The sequence below is a fragment of the Kitasatospora sp. NPDC001159 genome, assembly GCF_053598235.1.
Genome location: NZ_JBSFJV010000121.1, coordinates 1 through 18,639, shown reverse-complemented (window position 1 = coordinate 18,639; position 18,639 = coordinate 1). Strand labels below are relative to the sequence as shown.

Here is an 18,639-nt window from a genome sequence, read left to right as displayed (position 1 = left end):
CTCAACGTCGTCCAGGGATACGGCTCCGAGATAGGCGGTCCCCTCACCTCGCACCCCGACGTGCGCCGCATCAGCTTCACCGGCTCCGTGCCGACCGCCAAGCGGATCGCCGAGGCCGCCGCCGCCAACCTCACCCCGCTCAGCCTCGAACTCGGGGGCAAGTCACCGCTGTTGGTCTTCGCCGACGCCGACCTGGACCTCGCGGTCGACCTGGCGGTCGAGCAGTACGACAACGCCGGGCAGGTCTGCCTCGCAGCGACCCGGATCCTCGTCGAGTCCTCTGTTGCCGAGGAGTTCACCCGCCGCTTCGTCGAGCAGGCCGGGGCCCTGGTCCAGGGCGACTCGCGCGACGAGGCCACCGATCTAGGCCCGAACATCCATGCCCGGCAGCTGGAGAAGATCGACGGCTTCGTCCGGCGGGCCCTCACCGGCGGCGCCCGCGCTGTGACCGGTGGCGGCCCGAACACCGACCTCGGCGGCCTCTACTACCGGCCCACCCTGCTCACCGGCGTCGCCCAGGACAGCGAGATCGTCCAGGAGGAGGTGTTCGGCCCGGTCCTGACGCTCCAGACCTTCGACACGGAGGCCGAGGCGGTCGAGCTCGCCAACGACACCCGGTTCGGCCTGGCCGCGACCCTCGCCACCGGCGACCCCGAGCGCGCCGAGCGGGTCTCCGCGCAGCTCGTCGCAGGCACGGTCTGGGTCAACTGCTTCTTCGTCCGTGATCTTCAGGCTCCCTTCGGCGGGTCGCGTCACTCCGGGGTCGGCCGCGAGGGCGGTACCTGGAGCTTCGACTTCTACTGCGACGTCAAGAACACCGTCACCGCCCCGAAGGGATGGAAGGACCATGGGTGAGATCGTCGGGGCGGGCCTGCTCGCCCATGTCCCCACCATCGTGCTGCCGGAGGCCGACCGGCTGGAACTCAACGAGGGCAAGGAGATCACCCTCGTCACCGGCCTGCGGCAGCTGCGCCGCGAGGTCTTCGAGCGCGACGACTACGACACCGTCGTCGTCCTCGACTCCCACTGGGCCACCACCGTCGAGTTCGTCGTCACCGCCCAGCAGCGCCGCGCGGGCCTGTTCACCTCGGAGGAACTGCCGCGCGGCATGTGCCGGATGCCGTACGACTTCCCCGGCGACCCCGAACTGGCTCACAACATTGCCAAGTTCGCGGACAAGCGCGGAACCTGGATCACCGCGATCGACGACGACTACCTGCCGATCTACTACGCCACCATCAACCTGTGGAAGTTCCTTGGTGAGGGACTGCCCGACAAGCGCTGGGTCACCATCGGCGTCTGCCAGACCGGCGACATGGAGGACCACCTGCGCCTCGGCCGCGCGCTGGCCGACGGCATCGCCGCGACCCCCGGCCGCCGGGTGCTGCTGATCGCCTCCGGCGCGCTCTCGCACACCTTCTGGCCGCTGCGCGAGCTGCGCGACCACGAGGCGAGCGACCCGAAGCACATCTTCACCCCCGAGGCGCGTGAGGCAGACCATCAGCGCATCGCCTGGTTCAAGCAGGGCCGCCACGACAAGGTCCTCCAGACCATGCCGGAGTTCTGGACCTATAAGCCCGAGGCCAAATTCTTCCACTACCTGATGATGGCCGGCGCCCTCGGAGAGGCGGCCTGCATCGCGCCCGGCCACCAGTACGGCGAGTACGAGAACTCCATCGGCACCGGCCAGGTCCACCTGTGGTTCGACCGCCCCGCCGGCGGCTGGATCGCGCCCCGACACGACCCTCACCACCATGTAGACCCGCACTGGGAGCCTTGATATGACCGAATACCGCCGCATTCTCCTCGACGGTGCCGCCGTCCAGGTCGTCCGCGAGGGTGACGAACTGGTCGCCGCCGACGGCCGCCGCGTCAAGACCGAGGAAGCGCAGCACCTTCCGCCGGTCGTTCCGTCGAAGATCATCGCCGTCCACCTCAACCACCGCAGCCGGGTCGAGGAGTTCCGGATCGGGCTTGGCCCCGCGCCGACGTACTTCCACAAGCCGACCTCGGCCCTCAACTCCCACAAGGGCGCGATCGTCCGTCCCGAGGGCTGCAAGTGGCTCAACTACGAGGGCGAGGTCGCCATCGTCATCGGCAGGACTTGCCGCAACATCTCGCCCGAGGAGGCGGGGGAGTACATAGCGGGCTACACCGTCGCCAACGACTACGGCCTGCACGACTTCCGCGACACCGACGCCGGGTCCATGCTGCGGGTGAAGGGCTCGGACACGCTGTGCCCGCTCGGCCCGGGGCTGGTCACCGACTGGGACTTCCACGGCAAGTACCTGCGGACATACGTCAACAGCGAGGTGGTGCAGGACGGCTCGACCGACGAGATGGAGTGGGACATGCACTACCTCGTCGCCGACATCGCCCGCACCATCACCCTCCACCCCGGCGATGTGCTGCTCTCCGGCACCCCGGCCAACTCCCGCCCGGTTCAGCCCGGAGACGTCGTCGAGGTCGAGGTCGAGGGCCTGGGCCGGCTCACCAATCATATCGTCACCGGTCCCACCCCGATCCGGACCGACGTCGGCGCGCAGCCGACGGAGTCGGAGGAGGTGCTGTCCACGGCTCTGGGCGGTGACTGGGAGTTCCGGGGGATCCGCGCCCCGAAGCGTGGGTGACACCGTCCGGGGACCGCGCCGTACCGGGCCGCAGCGCAGCGCTCCCGGTGCGGCGCTTCGGCCCGTGGTCAGGAAGGTATGGTCCCTGACATGACCGAATCCGCCCCGACCAGCAGTAAGCGGCCGCGCAAGAATGTGAACTACGGCGCGGGCCGCGAGGCGCTGCTCAAGGCGGCGGTGCGCGTCGTCGCCCGCGGGGGCTTGCGCAAGCTCACCTACCGCGCGGTCGCGGAGGAGGCGGAGGTCACCCACGGCCTGGTGGTCCACCACTTCGGCTCGCGCGACGCACTGATCGAGGAGGCGCTGGCGCATGCCGTACGCACCAGCCTCAGCGTCAGTGCGGTCGAGCCCGGCACCGGCAGGGTCGCGGACTTCTCCGCCGGGCTGTCACGGATGGTCACGGTCGACCCGGAGATCCAGGCGTTCCAGTACGAGCTGCTGCTCGAATCCCGCCGCAGGCCGGAGCTGCTGCCGCAACTGCGCGAGCTCTACCGCGAGTACTTCGACGCCGCCCAGCGGGAGTTGGACCGCATGCTGCCCGGTGGTGCGAGCCCGGCGCTGATGCGTTTGGTCTTCGCGGCCCTGGAAGGCCTCGTCCTGCACCAGCTCGTGTTCGAGGAGCCCGAGACCACCGATGCCGCCCTGGGGGAGCTGCGTGCCCTGCTGCGGCTGCTTCACTCCGACGGGGACGACTGACCGCGCGTTCTTGCGAGGCTCTGGACGTAAGCGCCCAGGGTCTCGTTTTGGTCCGTACGAAGACCGGTGGCCCGTGACCCTGTCGGGCGCACGCATCCCCCGCGCAGCGGTTCGCATCCTCGGGGAGCGCCGTACCCGCCGAGCGGGGGACGGTGCTTCGGGTCGTGACCGCTCCCCTCGCCGATGCCCAGGTATCGCTGCGATCACGGGCCTGTAAGGAACCGGGTGTGCAGTGGCAATCTTCACGGAACCGCTTGCCAAATGGATAGTTCCACCCCACCATGAGGCTACTCGTTTGGCTCAAAACAACACCCCGCCCCCACTTCTTTGGCAGGTGATCCGCGTGGACAGTCAGACGGTCACGAGAAACCAGGCCGTGCAGGACGCCCCCGGTCCAGGCAAGCTCAAGTCCAACGCCCTCGGCGTGATGGGCATCCTCTTCTTCGTCCTCTCCGCCCAGGCGCCGCTGACCGGCATCGCCGGCGCCCTCCCCATCTCCGTCGCCCTGGGCAACGGCCCGGGAGCGCCCGCCGGGTACGTCGCCGCAGGCGTGATCACCCTCCTTTTCTCGATCGGCTTCGTCGCCATGGGACGCCATGTCGTGGATGCAGGCGCCTTCTACGCGTACATCGGCAAGGGCCTGGGCCGGACCACCGGCACCGGCAGCGCCGGTGTCGCGCTCTTCTCCTACTGTGCTGTCCAGGCCGCCATGTACGGCCTCTACAGCGTGGTGGTGAGCGGCCTGATCCAGGAGTGCACCGGGCTGCACACGCCGTGGTGGGCGGTCGCCCTGGTGACCATGGCGATCGTCCAGGTGCTCGGCGCGTCCGGGATCGAGATGGGCGCCAAGATCCTTGCCGTCTTCGTGCTGGCGGAGTTCAGCATCCTCACCGCCTTCGCCCTCGTCACTCTCCTCAAGGGCGGCGGGCCGGAAGGCCTCGGATTCACCCAAACCTTCTCCCCAGGCGCGGCGCTCAAGGGCGCGCCGGGCGTGGCGCTGATGTTCGCCCTGGCGTCGATGATCGGCTTCGAGGCCACCGCCATCTACGGCGAGGAGGCGCGCGAGCCCCGCAAGACCGTCCCGAGAGCCACCTACCTGGCGGTCGGCGTCATCACCGTCTTCTTTGCCCTCACCTCCTGGATGCTGGTCTCCTCCTACGGGCCCTCCAAAGCCGCCGGGGCGGCCGGGGCCACGCTGAAGAGCGGCGACCCCACCAGCTTCGTCTTCGAGCCCGTCACCCACCTCCTCGGCGCCTGGGCCGGCAGCGTGCTGCCCGTACTGCTGGCGACCTCTCTCTTCGCCGGCATTCTCGCCTTCCACAACTCGGCCAACCGCTACCTGTTCTCGCTCAGCCGCGACCGGCTGCTGCCGCGCGGACTGAGCGCCACCAACCGGCGCCAGTCGCCCTGGGTGGCCGGCAGCGTCCAGACCGCCATCGCCGTGCTGCTGGTCGTCCCCTTCGCCCTGGCCGGCAAGGACCCCGTGCTTACCCTCTTCTCCTGGTTCAGCGGCGTGGCCGTGCTCGGGATCATGCTCATGTACTTCCTGACCTCAGCGTCCGTGATCGTCTTCTTCCGCCGCACCCACCTCGACACCCGGCGCTGGAACACGCTGATCGCCCCTGGGCTGGGCGCGCTGGGTATCGCTGTGGCCGTGTGGGTGATCCTGGCGAACTTCACCACGCTCATCGGTGGTTCCTTCGGCACATCCATGGTCCTGGCCGCCACCGTCCCTGCGGTGCTCGTCCTGGCAGCCGGGGCCGCCCGGTTCACCCGCACCAGGCACACCGCCGCCGACTGACCCCTGTCCGCCGCCGGGCGCGGAGCCCGGCGGCGGACCCGTGTCCGTATCCCACCCACCCGGAAGGGCCCCATGCTTGACGACTCGTACGAGGAGTGGCTGCGCCGCGCCAAGGTGCTGGAGCTGCCCACCGCCCACCGCATCGACGGTGCCGACGAACCCGGGGGCGGTGCCACCTACACCGTCCGCTCGCCCCGCGACGGCCTGGGGCTGGCGGAGGTCGCCGACGGCGGAACCGCCGAGGTGGACGCGGCGGTTGCCGCGGCCCGTCGGGCCTTCGACTCCGGCCCCTGGCCGCGACTGGCGCCCGCCGACCGGGGCAGGGTGCTGCTGAGGATTGCCGAACTGCTGGACACACACCGGGCTGACCTGGCCCTGACCGTCAGCCTGGAGATGGGCAAGCCCATCACCGACGCGTACGAGATCGAACTGCGCGCCGCGATCAACACCTTCCGCTGGTACGGGCAGCTGGCCGACAAGCTCACCGACGAGTCCCCGCACGTCGCCCCCGACGCCCTCGCGCTCATCACCCGGGAGCCGACCGGCGTCGTCGGTGCGGTCGTCCCGTGGAACTTCCCGCTCACCCTCGCCTCGTGGAAGGTGGCCCCGGCACTGGCCGCCGGCTGCACCGTCGTCCTGAAGCCCTCGGAGTCTTCCCCGCTGTCCGCGCTGCTGCTCGGGCGGCTGGCCGACGAGGCCGGACTGCCCCCGGGCGTACTCAACGTCGTCACCGGCGACGGGCCCACCGCAGGCCGGGCCATCGGCCTCCACCCGGACGTGGACGTCCTTGCCTTCACCGGCTCGACCGCCGTCGGCCGCCACTTCCTGCGCTACGCCGCCGACTCGAACCTCAAGCGGGTCTGGCTGGAACTGGGCGGCAAGTCGCCCAACATCATTCTTCCCGACGCCCCTGACCTGGACCGGGCCGCCGCCACCGCCGCCTGGGGCATCTTCTTCAACCAGGGCGAGATGTGCACCGCCCCCTCCCGGCTTCTCGTCCACCGCTCGATAGCCGACCGCGTCATCGAGACCGTCGTGGAGAGGGCCACCGCCCTGCGGATCGGCGACCCGCTCGACCCCGCCACCGAGATGGGGGCCCTGGTCGGCGAGAGCCATCTCGCCCGCGTCCAGGAGCACATCGCCGGCGGCCTGGACGAGGGCGCCCGGCTGCTCACCGGCGGCACCCGCACCCTCAGCGACACCGGCGGCACCTTCCTGGAACCGACCGTCTTTGACCGGGTCGAGCCCCGCATGCGGCTGGCCCGCGAGGAGATCTTTGGTCCGGTGCTCTCCGTCCTCACCTTCGACAACGTGGAGGAGGCGGTGGCACTGGCCAACGCCACCGAGTACGGGCTCGCCGCGGGCCTGTGGACCTCCGACCTCTCCACCGCGCACCGGGTCTCCCGCGCCCTCAAGGCCGGCACGGTCTGGGTCAACTGCTACGAGGAAGGCGACCTGACCGTCCCCTTCGGCGGCATGAAGCAGTCCGGAAACGGCCGCGACAAGTCCGCCCACGCCATCGAGAAGTACACCGAACTGAAGACCACCTGGATCCAGCTGTGACCCGACCCCTGATCGCGATCCCCGCCCGCTTCGCCGTCACCACCTCCGCCCTCCGCTACGCCGCAGAGGTCAACGCCCGCGCCCTGATCGAGTCCGTCTGGCGGGCCGGCGGCGAGCCGGTCAGCATCCACCCGGCCGACACCGACGACGTGTCAGCCCGCCTGTCCCGCTTCGACGGCGCCCTGCTCCCCGGAGGCGGTGACCTCGCCCCGCACCGCTACGGCCACACCGACGCCCACGAAAGCGTCTACGACGTCGACGACCAGCAGGACGAGTTCGACGTCGCCCTTGCCCGCCACGCCCTGGACGCCGGCCTGCCGCTGCTCGCCGTCTGCCGGGGCCTCCAGGTCGTCAACGTCGCCCTCGGCGGCACCCTCCACCAGGACATGGGCGGCCCCGACCGGGAGCACCGCCACGTCGTCCACCCCGTAGCGGTCCTGCGCGGCTCGGTGCTCGAACAGGCAACCGGCGCCCAGAAGGTGGAGGCCTCCTGCTACCACCACCAGCGCGTCGACCGCATCGGTGCAGGCCTCAGGGCCGCGGCCCACGCCGCCGACGGAACGGTCGAAGCACTCGAACTCCCCGGTGCACCAAGCTGGTTCGCCGCCGTCCAGTGGCACCCGGAGGACACCGCCCACGAGGATCCGGCCCAGCAGCGCCTGTTCGACACCCTCGTGCGCGCCGCGGCCCGGAACCTGTCAAAGTGATCAAGGCAGGTGATTCTGCCTAACTTTGGGTCTGCAACTCCTTCTCGGCGGTCTCGTACCCCGTCACTCCAGCATGACCAAGCCCGCCGACCGGCCAGGAGTCCCCACGGTCACACGATCAGGCGACACCGAAACGGACATCAGGTCACGTACCGCCCTCTGAGTGGGCGTTTGGGGATAGTTTGTGGCACCAAGTCGCCTCGGTGGCCAACATCTTCGGCATGATTCGCACCTTACGTTCACCTTCGTCGCCTTCCAGGCGCCAACCTGCGTGACTGTTTGATCCGCTTCTCGGCGCTGGATTCCGTCCGGCTTAGGAATAGAGGGAAATGTTCCTGCCAATGCGGAGCTTCCGGGCATTTCGCGTCATGCACCTTGGCGACGAATACGACAAAGCTGATCAAAACACTCGTCGCAAACCGTCCCTAAACGCCCACTGAGAGGGCGTTTGAAGTAGACGAGTTGCCCTTTATGTCCTAGTAGGTCCCTCGCCAGGTTGGTGTGGTTTCGTCCGTTATGCGCTTGGCGAGGTTGTCGATCGAGGCGATGTGGATCACGGCTTCGGAGCTGGCCGGGAGGGTCTCGTAGTCGCGGGCGAGGCGTCGCCGCAGCATGATCCACCCCAGGCTTCGTTCGACTACCCACCGCCTTTTCACGACGTGAAATCCGGGGACATCGGACTTGCGGTGAACGACCTCGACGTCGATGCCCAGGCTGGCGCCGTGCTCGACGACGGCGTTCTTGAAGCCGGTGTCGACCCAGCTTTTGGTGATGCTGGGGTAGGTTTTCTTGGCCTGGTTGAGGAGTTGTATTCCCAGGGCGTTCTCGGACAGGCTCGCGGCGGTCACGGTCACGGCGAGGATCAGTCCGAGGGTGTCGGTGAGGATGCCCCGCTTCCGGCCGACGATCTTCTTTGCGGCGTCGATTCCCTGGCTGGTCAGGGGCGCGCTGGTGGAGGTCTTCACGCTCTGGGTGTCGATCACCGAGGCGGTCGGTTCGGGCTTGCGGCCTTCCTTCACGCGGGCCAGGCCGGTCAGGTCGTAGTTGAGCTGGGTGAAGATTCCCTCGTCGCGCCAGGCCGCGTAGTAGGCGTAGACGGTGCCGTGGTTCGGGAAGTCGTGCGGGAGGTACTTCCAGGGGATTCCGGTGCGGTTGACGTAGAGGATCGCGTTGAAGACGTCGCGCAGGTCGACTTTCGCCGGCTGGCCGGTGGGCCTGCGGTCGAGTCGGGCTTTTCTCCAGGCCGTCAGTTTTGGCGATCAAAGCCCATCGGGCGTCGGACAGGTCGCTGGGGTAGGGCTTCCGCTGACTCACAGCATGGGTTGTGCCATGAACATGGCGGAGTGTGGTGTTCCGCCATGCCGTGGGCGGTTCTATGACTTCTTCAAACCAGACGGACTTCCGAATGCAGAAGCGGATGAGGCGGACACCTGCATCGACGGGGAAGGCGAGGACGGAGCACTCATGTCGGGCATAGGAGCACGAATACGGTCACGGACGAATGTCACTTACAGGAGTAGAGCTCTCTAAACGCCCACTGAGTGGGCGTTTGGGGACGGTTTGCGGCGCCAAGTCGCCTCGGTGGCCAACATCTTCGGCATGATTCGCACCTTACGTTCACCTTCGTCGCCTTCCAGGCGCCAACCTGCGTGACTGTTTGATCCGCTTCTCGGCGCTGGATTCCGTCTGGCTTAGGAATAGAGGGAAATATTCCTGCCAATGCGGAGCTTCCGGGCATTTTGCGTCATGCACCATGGCGACGAATACGACAAAGCTGATCAAAACACTCGTCGCAAACCGTCCCTAAACGCCCACTGACATCGCCTCCTCTTCCCACTCCCACCAGTCCACGGGATTGGTGGCGTGCTGCTGGAGATAAGGCGACTGGGCATGGACCAGTCGATTCACCATGCCCGCAGTATCCCAGCAGCCAGGCCAATCGTGCAGAGTACCCGGCCAACACACCGCAAACACATGCCACACCGAGGTGCGCGGGGGCCTGTCGGCGAACCCCCGCCGCTGGCATCCCCCAGTGGACGAGGCGGATGCGCCTCCAGCTCTACCTTGCGGCTGGGGCCGAGGCGAGGCAGGGAGTCCGGGGCCGATTCCCTGGAGCCTCGGGAATGAGAGGCGCCCCACCCGTCACCAGTACCGAGGTGCCACTGGAGAGTTCATCGCTGGCGAGCAGGGAAGCCGTGCCCGCGTTGGTGCCGTCAAGGGCGAAAGTGACGTTGGCGGCGTCCCCGTCAATGGCGGAGCCGACCGCATCGGACCTGGGCGGGACGTAGTAGATGAGAACGCCCCGTGAGCGCGAAATGACCTTGGTCGCTGCAAGGTGGGCACCTTCGTTGGGCGCCACGGCCTCTGCGGCCTCCGCGACTTCTGAAGGACCGGCGCGGTTCCGATGCGGCAACCGTATAATTTGACTCCGAACGGTCAGTCGACTGATTGAAGGAGTGCCCCGTGCCCGGCCAGCGATCCATCACCGAGACCGAGAAGCTGGTCGAGGCCAAGCTCGGCGGCACACCCATCCGGTTCGAGCAGATGGCGGCAGTCGCCAACATCTACCGGGCGGCCTCCGCCGTTCGCCAGCACCTGGAGAACTCGGTGCTGCGCGGCATCGATCTGACCTGGACTGCCTTCGTCGTCCTGTGGGTGGTCTGGATCTCGGGCGAGTCGGAGACCCGATACGTCGCGGAGGAAGCGGGCATTTCCAAGGGCACGCTCACGGGTGTCGTCCGGACCTTGGAGTCCCGCGGCCTGATCCAGCGTGCCGGCCACCTCAGCGACGGGCGCCTCGTCCTGCTCAGCCTGAGCAGCGAGGGGGACTCGCTGATGCGGCGCCTGTTCCCGGCGTTCAACGACGAAGAGGCCTTCGTCACCGCGCAGCTCGACGACCAGGAGTGCCGGCAGTTGGCCGACGCCCTCCGCCGCGTCGTGCTCCAGGTGGAGACCCACGGCGAGGAGCGGCGCCTGACCCTGTTGGACGGCGCCGAGCCCGCACCGCGCCGCAGCGGTCGGCGTCCGAAGGCCTGAGTCCGGAGTTGCTCGACCCCGGCGGTGTCGACGGCCTCGGCGCGTGCCGGAGGATGCCTGGTGGAATACCGGCCCGTCGGGATCGGTCTCACTGGGCGTTTCGTCCCTGAGTCTGGGGCTTATGTTCCGCGCCAGGTCGGGGTGGATTCGCCGGTGAGGCGCCGGGTCATGAGACTGATCATCGCGACGTGGACCATCGCCTCCGAGCGGGCGGGGAGAGCCTCGTAGTCCCGGGCCAGGCGGCGGTGGTTCATGAGCCAGCCGAAGAAGTCGCGTAACTCTTCGGAGGAGTTCGTCATCTGCTTGGGGTCAGCAGGCACCGCATTCTCGCGGGTGGTCACCCGCGACCAGCGTGTTCCAGGGCCGGGTGTCCAGGCGCCCACGGCGGAAGAAGACGACCACGGAGACCGAGGTCAGCAAGTACAGCAGCATGATCCCCAGGACGGCCGTCCCACTGCCCCAGGAGAAGAGCGTCAGCACCGGGTCCTTGTCGGCCAGCGCGAAGGGCGCGACCAGCAGGACGGCGATCGCCGTCTGGACCCAGCCGGCCACGCCGGGCGAGTGGCGGCGGTTGATCGACGACAGCTTGTGGGGCAGCAGTCCGTCACGGCTGAGGGCGAACAGGTAGCGGTTGGCGGAGTTGTGGAAGGCGAGGATGCCGGCGAAGAGGGAGGTGGCCAGCAGGATGGGCAGGACGTCGTTGGCCCAGGCGCCGAGCTGGGCGGCGATCGGTGCGAAGACGAACGTCGTCGAGTTGCCGCCCTCCAGCGCCTTGCCGGCGGCCGCCGTCGCGTTGGAGGCACCGTAGGACGAGACCAGCATCCAGGAGGTGAAGGCGAAGAAGCCGGTCACGAAGGCGACCGCCAGGTAGGTGGCCCGGGGCACCGTCCTGCGGGGCTCACGCGCCTCCTCGCCGTAGATGGCCGTGGCTTCGAAGCCGACCATGGACGCGACGGCGAACATCAGCGCCACACCCGGCGCGCCCTGGAGGGCCGCCCCCGGCGAGAAGCTGTCCGAGAAGCCGAGCCCCTCGGGTCCCCCGCCCGTGAGCAGGGTGACGAGGGCGAAGACGCGGAGGATGCTGAACGCCGCCAGGACGAAGACCGCCAGCACCTTGGCGCCCATCTCGATGCCGGATGCGCCCAGGACCTGCACGATCGCCATGGTGACCAGGGCACACGCCCACCAGGGCACATCCGCCCCCGTGTACTGGGCCAGCAGACCGCTCACGGTCGCCCCGTACAGGCCGTACATGGCGGCGGCCTGGATCGCACAGTAGGCGAAGAGCGCGATCCCGGGCGCTGCCGGTGCCGAGCGGGCGGCCGAGGCCCTTGCCGATGTACGTGTAGAAGGCGCCGGCGTCCACGACGTGCCGGCCCATGGCCACGAAGCCGACCGAGAACAGCAGGGTGATCAGCCCGGCTGCCAGGTAGGCGGCGGGCGCTCCGGCACCGTCTCCGATCGCCACGGCGATGGGGACGGCGCCCGCGACGCCGGTCAGCGGTGCCTGGGCGGAGAGGACGAAGAAGAGGATGCCCAGAACGCCGAGGGAGTTGGGCTTGAGCTTGCCTGCGGTGGAGGGGTCGGCCGCGGTCTCGTTCACAACCGCCGCCGGACTGTCCACTCGGATCACCTGCCTGGAGGAAGAGGGGCTTCGTTTCAGGCCAAACGAGTTGCCTCATAGTGGACTGGAACTATCCGCTTGGCAAGGGGTCCGGCGAGGATTCCCAGGGCGCGGACGGTTCCTTGCATCCCCGTAACACGGGACGACTTCCGGGAACACGGGCGAGGACCCGGACGAAGGGCGTCCATGTCTCGCCACGATTATGTTCCACCCCCCCGCCCCACCTCCAGCCAGCTAGGCCCGCAGCGTGGGCCAGGGGTGCTTGGAGCGAAGCGGAGAGCACCGGCCCGGCTCTGCCGGGCCCCGATCCGCAACGCGAGCCCTGACCCGCAACGCGGATCAGCTCATGCCTCCGCAACGCCGAGGCATGTCAACACGGCGGGCTCAGTCCCGGGGCGGCGCGGCGGTGTGCCCGTTGGTCTCCAGCAGCCGCAGCAGCGACCGCAGCTCCTCGATGGCGGCGTCGGTGGTCGCGGGCTCGCCGAAGACGAGCTGATGCAGCACGAGGCCGTCCAAGGCCGCGAACACCAGCCTGGTCAGGGGGCGGCCGACGCCTTCGGGCAGCATGCGGGACAGCTCGCGCTCGGTGGCGTCGAAGTAGTCGTCGTACAGGGCGCGGATCTGCGGCAGCAGCTCGGGACGGCGCCGGGACTCCAGCAGCAGCTCGTACTGGAACGCCTGCATGTCGGGATCGGCGGCCACCATCTCGGAGACACCGGCCGAGAAGTCGGCGACCCGGCCCGTCCCCGGCTCGACCGCGCTCACGCTCAGGCTGGTCCGCACGGCGTGGGCGAGCGCCTCCTCGATCAGCGCATCGCGCGAGCCGAAGTGGTGCACGACCAGGCCGTGCGTCGTACCCGCCTCCTCGGCCACCGCCCGGTACGTGAGCCTGCGCAGCCCACCCCGAGCCACCACCCGCACCGCCGCATTGAGCAGGGCCTCCCGGCCCTCTCCGTAGTTCATGCGCCTCTTTCGCGGATTGCGCCCGTCACGCGTCTCGGCAGAGTCGGTCATGGCTGCGACTCTACCGGGCCGCAGGAGGGGGCCGGAGTGCTCGTCGGGCCGGTCATGGCAGGGGCTCCAGTCCCCAGGCGGCGGCGAGGCCCGCGGCGGCCACCCGGTTGGGCACGTCGAGCTTGGCCAGGATGTGCTCGATGTGGGTGGCAACGGTGCGTACGGTCACGAAGATGCGCTCGGCGATCTCGCGGTTGGTGCGGCCGGTGGTCAGCTCCGCCAGCACCTGCAGTTCGCGCAGGGTGAGCCCGCCGGGATGGTCGGCGGGGCCGCGCTCCCGGACGGCCACCGTGTCCGCGTCGGTGAGCCGGAGTTCGAGAAGCCCGCCGTCGCCGGGCACGAGGACCGTGGCGGGCAGCGGCCTGCGCGCGCCCGCGCGCCGCACCACGTCGGCCGCCACCGAGGTGCCGGTGCAGCCATCCGGGGCGGACCGCGCGCCGACGGCCCCGGCCGCGAGGGCGAGGCAGTCGTCGAGCAGCGCGAGGATCTGCTCCGTGCCGGGGAGCAGAGCGCGGCGCCGCCGCATGCTGAGGTGCAGCACGCCGACGTAGCGGCCGTCCGGGGTGAACAGGCACCGGGTCAGGCCGTCCTCGAACCCGGCCGGTTCCAGCACCTCCCGGATGGTGGTGGAGAGGGCGCGCAGCCCGGCTGGCACGTCGTGCAGCCACAGCGCGCCGCCGGGCCTGCGCACCAGCGCGAACAGCGGGTCCTCGTGGAGGCGGGCGCACAGGTGCTGGCGCGCGGCGGGCGCGTAGCTGTCGGCCAGCGCGACATGGCGGCGGAGCGCGGGGTCCCAGCGGGCCAGCGACGCGTGGTCGTGGCCGACGACCCCGGACAGCGCGTCGAGCACGGCCCAGGCGGGCCCGACTCCCTGCGCGGCGCGTCGAGCGGCCTCGCGGACCCGCAGGGCCGCTTCAAGCACCGCTTCTGTGGAGCCGGGGGCGGACCGACGGGCCTGCGGGGGCACGTCCGGTGCCACGTCCGCAGACCCGTGCCCCGTCGGCCCCGGCACCGCGTCCGTGACGCCGCGCCCGGTCCTCTCTCCGTCAGTTGCCGAGTGCGTCGTGGACCACCTCCCCGCCCAGTACGGTGAGCACCACCGGCAGTTCCGGGATGTCGTGCGGGTCGGCCCCGAGCAGGTCGCCGCCCAGTACGCACAGGTCGGCGACCTTGCCTACCTCCAGGGAACCCTTCCACTTCTCGGCGAAGTCCTGCCAGGCGGCGTCGATCGTGTACGTCCGCACCGCCTCCGCCAGCGTGATGCGCTGCGCGGGCCCGCTGACCCGGCCGCTGCCCTTGGACTCGCGCAGCAGCATCGTGGCGACGCCCTGACGCCAGTCGGGGAAGGTCACCGGCGCGTCCGAGCCGCTTGCCACCCGGACCCCGGCGTCCAGGGCATCCCGGTAGGGCCACTCGTAGGCGGCCCGTTCCGGACCCACGAACTGCTCCTCCAGGTCCGCGATGGTCCACTTGATGGTGGGGTTCATGTTGACGCCGAACCCGTGCCCGGCGAGCGTCTTCATGCTGCGCGCGGTGAGGAAGTCACCGTGGATGAGGTAGTGCCGGGCGTCCGGGCGCGGGTGACCGGCGGTCGCGGCGACGAAGGCGTCGACGACGGTGTCGATGCCGCGGTCCCCTGTGACATGCACACCGAGCTGATGACCGGCCGCGTGCGCGTACCGAATCATCTCCGCGATCTCGGCGACCCGTTCCTCGTCGGTCTCGCCGCCCACGCACAGCGCACCGCAGCCGCCGCCGAGATACGCCTGGTGCATCCAGGCCGTCTTGTTGGGCGGAATGCCGTCGGCGAAGACCTTGACCCCGATGACGTTCAGCCGCCGCGGATCCTCGCTCTCCGGTACGTCGATGCCGTCCAGGGCGCGAGCGAAGTCAGCCGCCGTACTCGACATGCCGGTGGGCAGCAGCAGCACGCTCACCCGGGCGGTCAGCTCGCCGTCGGCCAGCAGGTGACGGTAGACGTCCAGGGTCTCCTGGGACAGCGCGCCGCTCATGATCCGGTCGCCACCGGGGCCGAGGCCGGGCTCGGTGTAGCTGGTGATGCCGAGGGCCCGCAGCTTGGCCAGCGTGGAGCGGATCGCCGATGCCCGCACTTCCGGGGTGAGCGGCGGCAGCGCCTGCTGGACCAGCGTCTGGGCCCCTTCCTGGAACAGGCCCGTGGGTTCACCCCCGGCATCGGTGACGATCACCCCACCGGGCGGGACCACCGTGTCCCTGCCGATCCCGGCGACGGCGAGCGCCGCGGAGTTGACCCAGGAGACGTGCGCCGAGAAGTCGAGGAGCAGGACCGGGTGGTCGGGGCTGACGGCGTCGAGGTCGTGCCGGGTGGGCAGCCGCGAGGGGTCCTCGGTGCATTCGGCGAGGAACCCCGGGTCCCAGCCGGTGCCGGTGATCCACTGGCCGGGCGGGGTGCTCTCGGCCGCCGAGCGCACCGCCTCGGCGATGTCGGCGATGGAGTGCACGGCCGGGTGGCTGAGGTCGAGCGACAGCGGGGGCGAACTGATCCCCCAGCCGCACCCGTGCAGGTGGGAGTCGTTGATGCCGGGCAGCAGGGTGCCCCCGTCGAGATCGACGACCCGGGTGCCGGGGCCGATGCGGTCCTCGACGTCCGCGCGGGCTCCGACGGCGGTGATGACGCTGTCGGTGACCGCGAGCGCGGAGGCTACGGTGAAGTCGGGGTCCACGGTGAGTACGGAGCCGTTCACGAAGACCAGGTCGGCGAAGTCGGGCACGGAGACCTCCCAGTGCGTATGCGGGTGCGGCGGCGAGACGCCTGCTGACGTGCCGCCCGGAATTGCGGGCAATTGTGCGCCTTCGTGGAGCCGGCGCGCATCGGTCATCCGACCGATGGACCGGCGGGCCGATGGGCACACTGTGTCCGCGCGCCACACCGGGTGACCTTCCCGTCACACCCGGTGCGGCACGGTCTCGTGGGCGTCAGTCGCGCTTGGGCGCCCTGATGCCGCGGAACTCCCAGTCGCCGCCGAGCGCCGTGGACACGACCTCCTCCGACTCGGTGGGCTGGGCGCCGACGTCGGCGCGGACGGGGACCGGACCGGTGACGATGTGATTGGTGAGCCGGCCCAGGCCCCTCGACGACGTCGCCCGGCCGGACGGGCCGGGAGTTGGCCGGGGTGCCGGAGAGGAGGACGTCGCCGGGGTACAGGGTGATGGTGCGGGCGATGTCGGCGACGAGGTAGTGCATGTCCCACTGCATCTCGTCGGTCGAACCGTCCTGTGCGACCTCGCCGTTGACGTACGTCCGCAGCCGCTTGCCGTGGAAGTCCCAGTCGGTGACCAGGCCGGGGCCGAGCGGGCAGAGGGTGTCGGAGCCCTTCACCCGGAGCATGGAGCCGGCGTCGGTGTCGCGGAAGTCGTGCAGGCCGTAGTCGTTGGCGACGGTGTAGCCCGCGATGTACTCCCCCGCCTCGCCGGGGGAGATGTTCCGTGCGGTCCTGCCGATGACGATGGCGACCTCGCCCTCGTAGTTGAGCCACTTGCAGCCCTCGGGGCGGACGATCGCGCCCTTGTGGGAGTTCAGCGCCGAGATCGGCTTGTGGAAGTACGTGGGGGTGTCGGGCAGGTCGATCCCGAACTCCTCCACCCGGCTGCGGTGGTTGAGGTGGACGGCGATCACCTTGGAGGGGACGGCCGGAGGCAGGTTCCGGGCCTCGTCGGCCCTGACGCGGCGGCCGTCACCGGCGGCGAGCTCGTCGCCCTCGACGGTGACCTGGACGGCCGCCCCGTCGAGGAGGATGCGGCGGTACTCGGGCATGTCAGGCTCCCTGGGGGCGGCGGTGGGGGGCAGGGGAGGCAGGCAGAGTGGTGCCGGTCCAGCCGTCGGCCGGGCGGTCGAACCAGAGGTGGACCTGGCCGGTGCCGATGGAGTTCTCGTACTCGCCGTACTGGCGGGCCGTCGCGACGCAGGAGCGCTCGCCGAGGGCGCCCGCCATCATCAGGTAGTGGTAGAAGCGGGCCTCCGGCTTGAACTTCGAGAACTCGTCCATGGTGTCGAGGACCTTGTCGTGGCGGCCCTCCTTGAACCAGGCGATGCGCTCGTAGTCGGCCTCGCGGGCCTCGGGCGTGAAGATGTGGACCGGGTCGCTGGCCTCGTGGTCGCGCAGCTCGCGCAGCGGCCAGAAGGTGTGCGACAGGGCGCCGGAGGCGATGAGGATCACACGCCGTCCCGGGGTGGCGGCGATCCCGTCCGCGAGGGCACGGCCGAGGCGGAGGTGGTCCTCCATGTCGCCGGTCTGACACACGCCGATGGTCACCCACCGCTTGTCCGGCAGCCCTTCGCCGAGGAACTTCCAGAGGTTGATGGTGGCGTAGTAGACCGGCAGGTACTCGTCGTCGATGGCGGTGATGTACGTGCCGTGCTTGTCGGCGAACGAGGCGATGCTGTGGGCCAGTTCGGGGTCGCCGGGGTACTCGTACGGCATGCGGCACATGCCGCGCGGCAGTTCCTCCGAGGTGAACAGGCCCGCACGCTGGTGCTGGGCGGTGACGACGAACTCGACGGTGGTGGCCCAGTGCGAGTCCAGGACGACGACGGTGTCGTAGTCGTCGCGTTCGAAGACGTCCTCGCGAAGCTGCCGGAGGCCGGTGACGAGGGTGATCTCCTTCCCGTCGTTCAGCTCCAGGCGGGTCTGCTCCGGCAGCACGATGGTGGGGACGTGCGCCAGCAGGCCCGCCCCGACGATCTCACCCATGGTTCTTCCATCCCTTCGGGGCGGTGACGGTGTTCTTCAGGTCGCAGTAGAAGTCGAAGCTCCAGGTGCCGCCCTCACGGCCGACGCCGGAGTGGCGGGAGCCGCCGAAGGGTGCCTGGAGGTCGCGGACGAAGAAGCAGTTGACCCAGACGGTGCCGGCGACGAGCTGTGCGCTGACGCGTTCGGCACGCTCGCGGTCACCGGTGGCTAGGGTGGCGGCGAGGCCGAAGTGGGTGTCGTTGGCGAGGCGGACGGCCTCATCCTCGGTGGTGAAGGTCTGGAGGGTGAGGACCGGCCCGAACACCTCCTCCTGCACGACCTCCGAGTCCTGTGCGACGTCGGTGAGGAGGGTCGGCGCGTAGTACTGCCCGTCCTTGCGGTGGCCGCCGATGACCGCCCGCGCCCCCGCGGCGATCGCCCGCCGCACGAAGCCGTCGATCTTCTCCAGCTGGCGGTGGTGGATGTTCGGGCCGATGTCGGTGGCCTCGTCGCGTGGGTCGCCCTGCTTGAGACCGCTGGCCTTGTCGACGAATCGGCGGGTGAACTCCTCGGCGACCGACTCCCCGACGAGGAAGCGGGTGGCCGCGAGGCACACCTGTCCGGCGTTGTCGTACTGCTCCACGGCGAGGTCGACGGCGAGATCCAGATCGGCGTCGGCGAACACCAACAGAGGTGACTTGCCGCCGAGTTCGAGGCTGAGGGGGGTCAGGTTCGACGCGGCCGACTCCGCGATCCGCTTGGCCGTCGGCACGGAGCCGGTGAAGCTGATGCGGCGCACGTCGGGGTGCGAGGTGAGGGGACCGCCTATCTCGGAGCCGTATCCCTGGACGACGTTGAG

The 18,639-nt window shown here is 69.6% G+C and carries 14 protein-coding genes and 4 pseudogenes; 8 read left to right on the top strand and 10 right to left on the bottom strand.

The genetic code is table 11. The features are described 5' to 3' along the window. From ACWC9T_RS36235 to ACWC9T_RS36205, 7 genes are all read left to right on the top strand, one after another. The coding region (locus ACWC9T_RS36235; RefSeq protein WP_449825296.1) for an aldehyde dehydrogenase family protein at window positions 1–855 on the top strand (855 nt) is incomplete at its 5' end. Continuing rightward, window positions 848–1,780, top strand: a complete 933-nt coding sequence (locus tag ACWC9T_RS36230; protein WP_449825295.1) for a 3,4-dihydroxyphenylacetate 2,3-dioxygenase — start codon at window positions 848–850, stop codon at window positions 1,778–1,780. The genes ACWC9T_RS36235 and ACWC9T_RS36230, both read left to right, overlap by 8 nt. A gap of 1 nt (window position 1,781) precedes the next feature. Next, window positions 1,782–2,630: a fumarylacetoacetate hydrolase family protein gene (locus ACWC9T_RS36225; RefSeq protein ID WP_449825294.1), complete on the top strand. Its 849-nt coding sequence runs from the start codon at window positions 1,782–1,784 to the stop codon at window positions 2,628–2,630. A gap of 90 nt (window positions 2,631–2,720) precedes the next feature. Continuing rightward, on the top strand, window positions 2,721–3,326 hold the full coding sequence (locus ACWC9T_RS36220; RefSeq protein ID WP_449825293.1) for a TetR/AcrR family transcriptional regulator: 606 nt from the start codon (window positions 2,721–2,723) through the stop codon (window positions 3,324–3,326). A gap of 343 nt (window positions 3,327–3,669) precedes the next feature. Beyond that, the gene (locus tag ACWC9T_RS36215; RefSeq protein ID WP_449825292.1) at window positions 3,670–5,127 is read left to right on the top strand and encodes an APC family permease; all 1,458 of its coding nucleotides are present in this window, start codon (window positions 3,670–3,672) and stop codon (window positions 5,125–5,127) included. Between the two features lie 72 nt (window positions 5,128–5,199). Then, entirely contained in the window at window positions 5,200–6,690 is a 1,491-nt protein-coding gene (locus ACWC9T_RS36210; RefSeq protein WP_449825291.1) for an aldehyde dehydrogenase, read from the top strand. Then, window positions 6,687–7,397 (top strand): gamma-glutamyl-gamma-aminobutyrate hydrolase family protein, encoded by a 711-nt coding sequence (locus ACWC9T_RS36205; protein ID WP_449825290.1) that lies wholly within the window; start codon window positions 6,687–6,689, stop codon window positions 7,395–7,397. Before ACWC9T_RS36210 ends, ACWC9T_RS36205 begins: the two co-directional genes overlap by 4 nt. Before the next feature lie 476 nt (window positions 7,398–7,873). Here ACWC9T_RS36205 and ACWC9T_RS36200 read toward each other — a convergent pair. Further along, window positions 7,874–8,711 (bottom strand): annotated as a pseudogene (locus ACWC9T_RS36200) (IS5 family transposase). 489 nt (window positions 8,712–9,200) lie between these two features. Continuing rightward, window positions 9,201–9,308 carry a DUF255 domain-containing protein gene (locus ACWC9T_RS36195; protein WP_449825289.1) on the bottom strand — a complete coding sequence of 36 codons (108 nt, stop codon included), beginning with the start codon at window positions 9,306–9,308 and terminating at the stop codon, window positions 9,201–9,203. A 552-nt stretch (window positions 9,309–9,860) separates the two neighbouring features. Between ACWC9T_RS36195 and ACWC9T_RS36190 the strand changes: the two genes are divergently transcribed. Continuing rightward, a complete protein-coding gene (locus ACWC9T_RS36190; protein WP_449825288.1) occupies window positions 9,861–10,433 on the top strand; it encodes a MarR family winged helix-turn-helix transcriptional regulator in 573 nt (190 codons plus the stop codon). A gap of 119 nt (window positions 10,434–10,552) precedes the next feature. On the opposite strand, the pseudogene ACWC9T_RS36185 reads toward ACWC9T_RS36190, so the two are convergent. The 8 genes and pseudogenes from ACWC9T_RS36185 to ACWC9T_RS36150 form a co-directional block, all read right to left on the bottom strand. Then, window positions 10,553–10,696 (bottom strand): annotated as a pseudogene (locus tag ACWC9T_RS36185) (IS5 family transposase); the annotation flags it as partial. Window positions 10,697–10,775: 79 nt separating this feature from the next. Continuing rightward, a pseudogene (locus ACWC9T_RS36180) lies at window positions 10,776–12,057 on the bottom strand (APC family permease); the annotation flags it as partial. 384 nt (window positions 12,058–12,441) lie between these two features. Further along, window positions 12,442–13,071: a TetR/AcrR family transcriptional regulator gene (locus ACWC9T_RS36175; RefSeq protein WP_449825287.1), complete on the bottom strand. Its 630-nt coding sequence runs from the start codon at window positions 13,069–13,071 to the stop codon at window positions 12,442–12,444. A 52-nt stretch (window positions 13,072–13,123) separates the two neighbouring features. Beyond that, window positions 13,124–13,993: a response regulator transcription factor gene (locus ACWC9T_RS36170; RefSeq protein ID WP_449825286.1), complete on the bottom strand. Its 870-nt coding sequence runs from the start codon at window positions 13,991–13,993 to the stop codon at window positions 13,124–13,126. Between the two features lie 124 nt (window positions 13,994–14,117). Further along, entirely contained in the window at window positions 14,118–15,821 is a 1,704-nt protein-coding gene (locus ACWC9T_RS36165) for an amidohydrolase (RefSeq protein WP_449825285.1), read from the bottom strand. Window positions 15,822–16,026: 205 nt separating this feature from the next. Then, a pseudogene (locus ACWC9T_RS36160) lies at window positions 16,027–16,864 on the bottom strand (fumarylacetoacetate hydrolase family protein). 1 nt (window position 16,865) lies between these two features. Beyond that, on the bottom strand, window positions 16,866–17,801 hold the full coding sequence (locus ACWC9T_RS36155; protein ID WP_449825284.1) for a 3,4-dihydroxyphenylacetate 2,3-dioxygenase: 936 nt from the start codon (window positions 17,799–17,801) through the stop codon (window positions 16,866–16,868). Further along, a partial coding sequence (locus ACWC9T_RS36150) for an aldehyde dehydrogenase family protein (protein ID WP_449825283.1) occupies window positions 17,794–18,639 on the bottom strand: 846 nt, incomplete at its 5' end. The genes ACWC9T_RS36150 and ACWC9T_RS36155, both read right to left, overlap by 8 nt.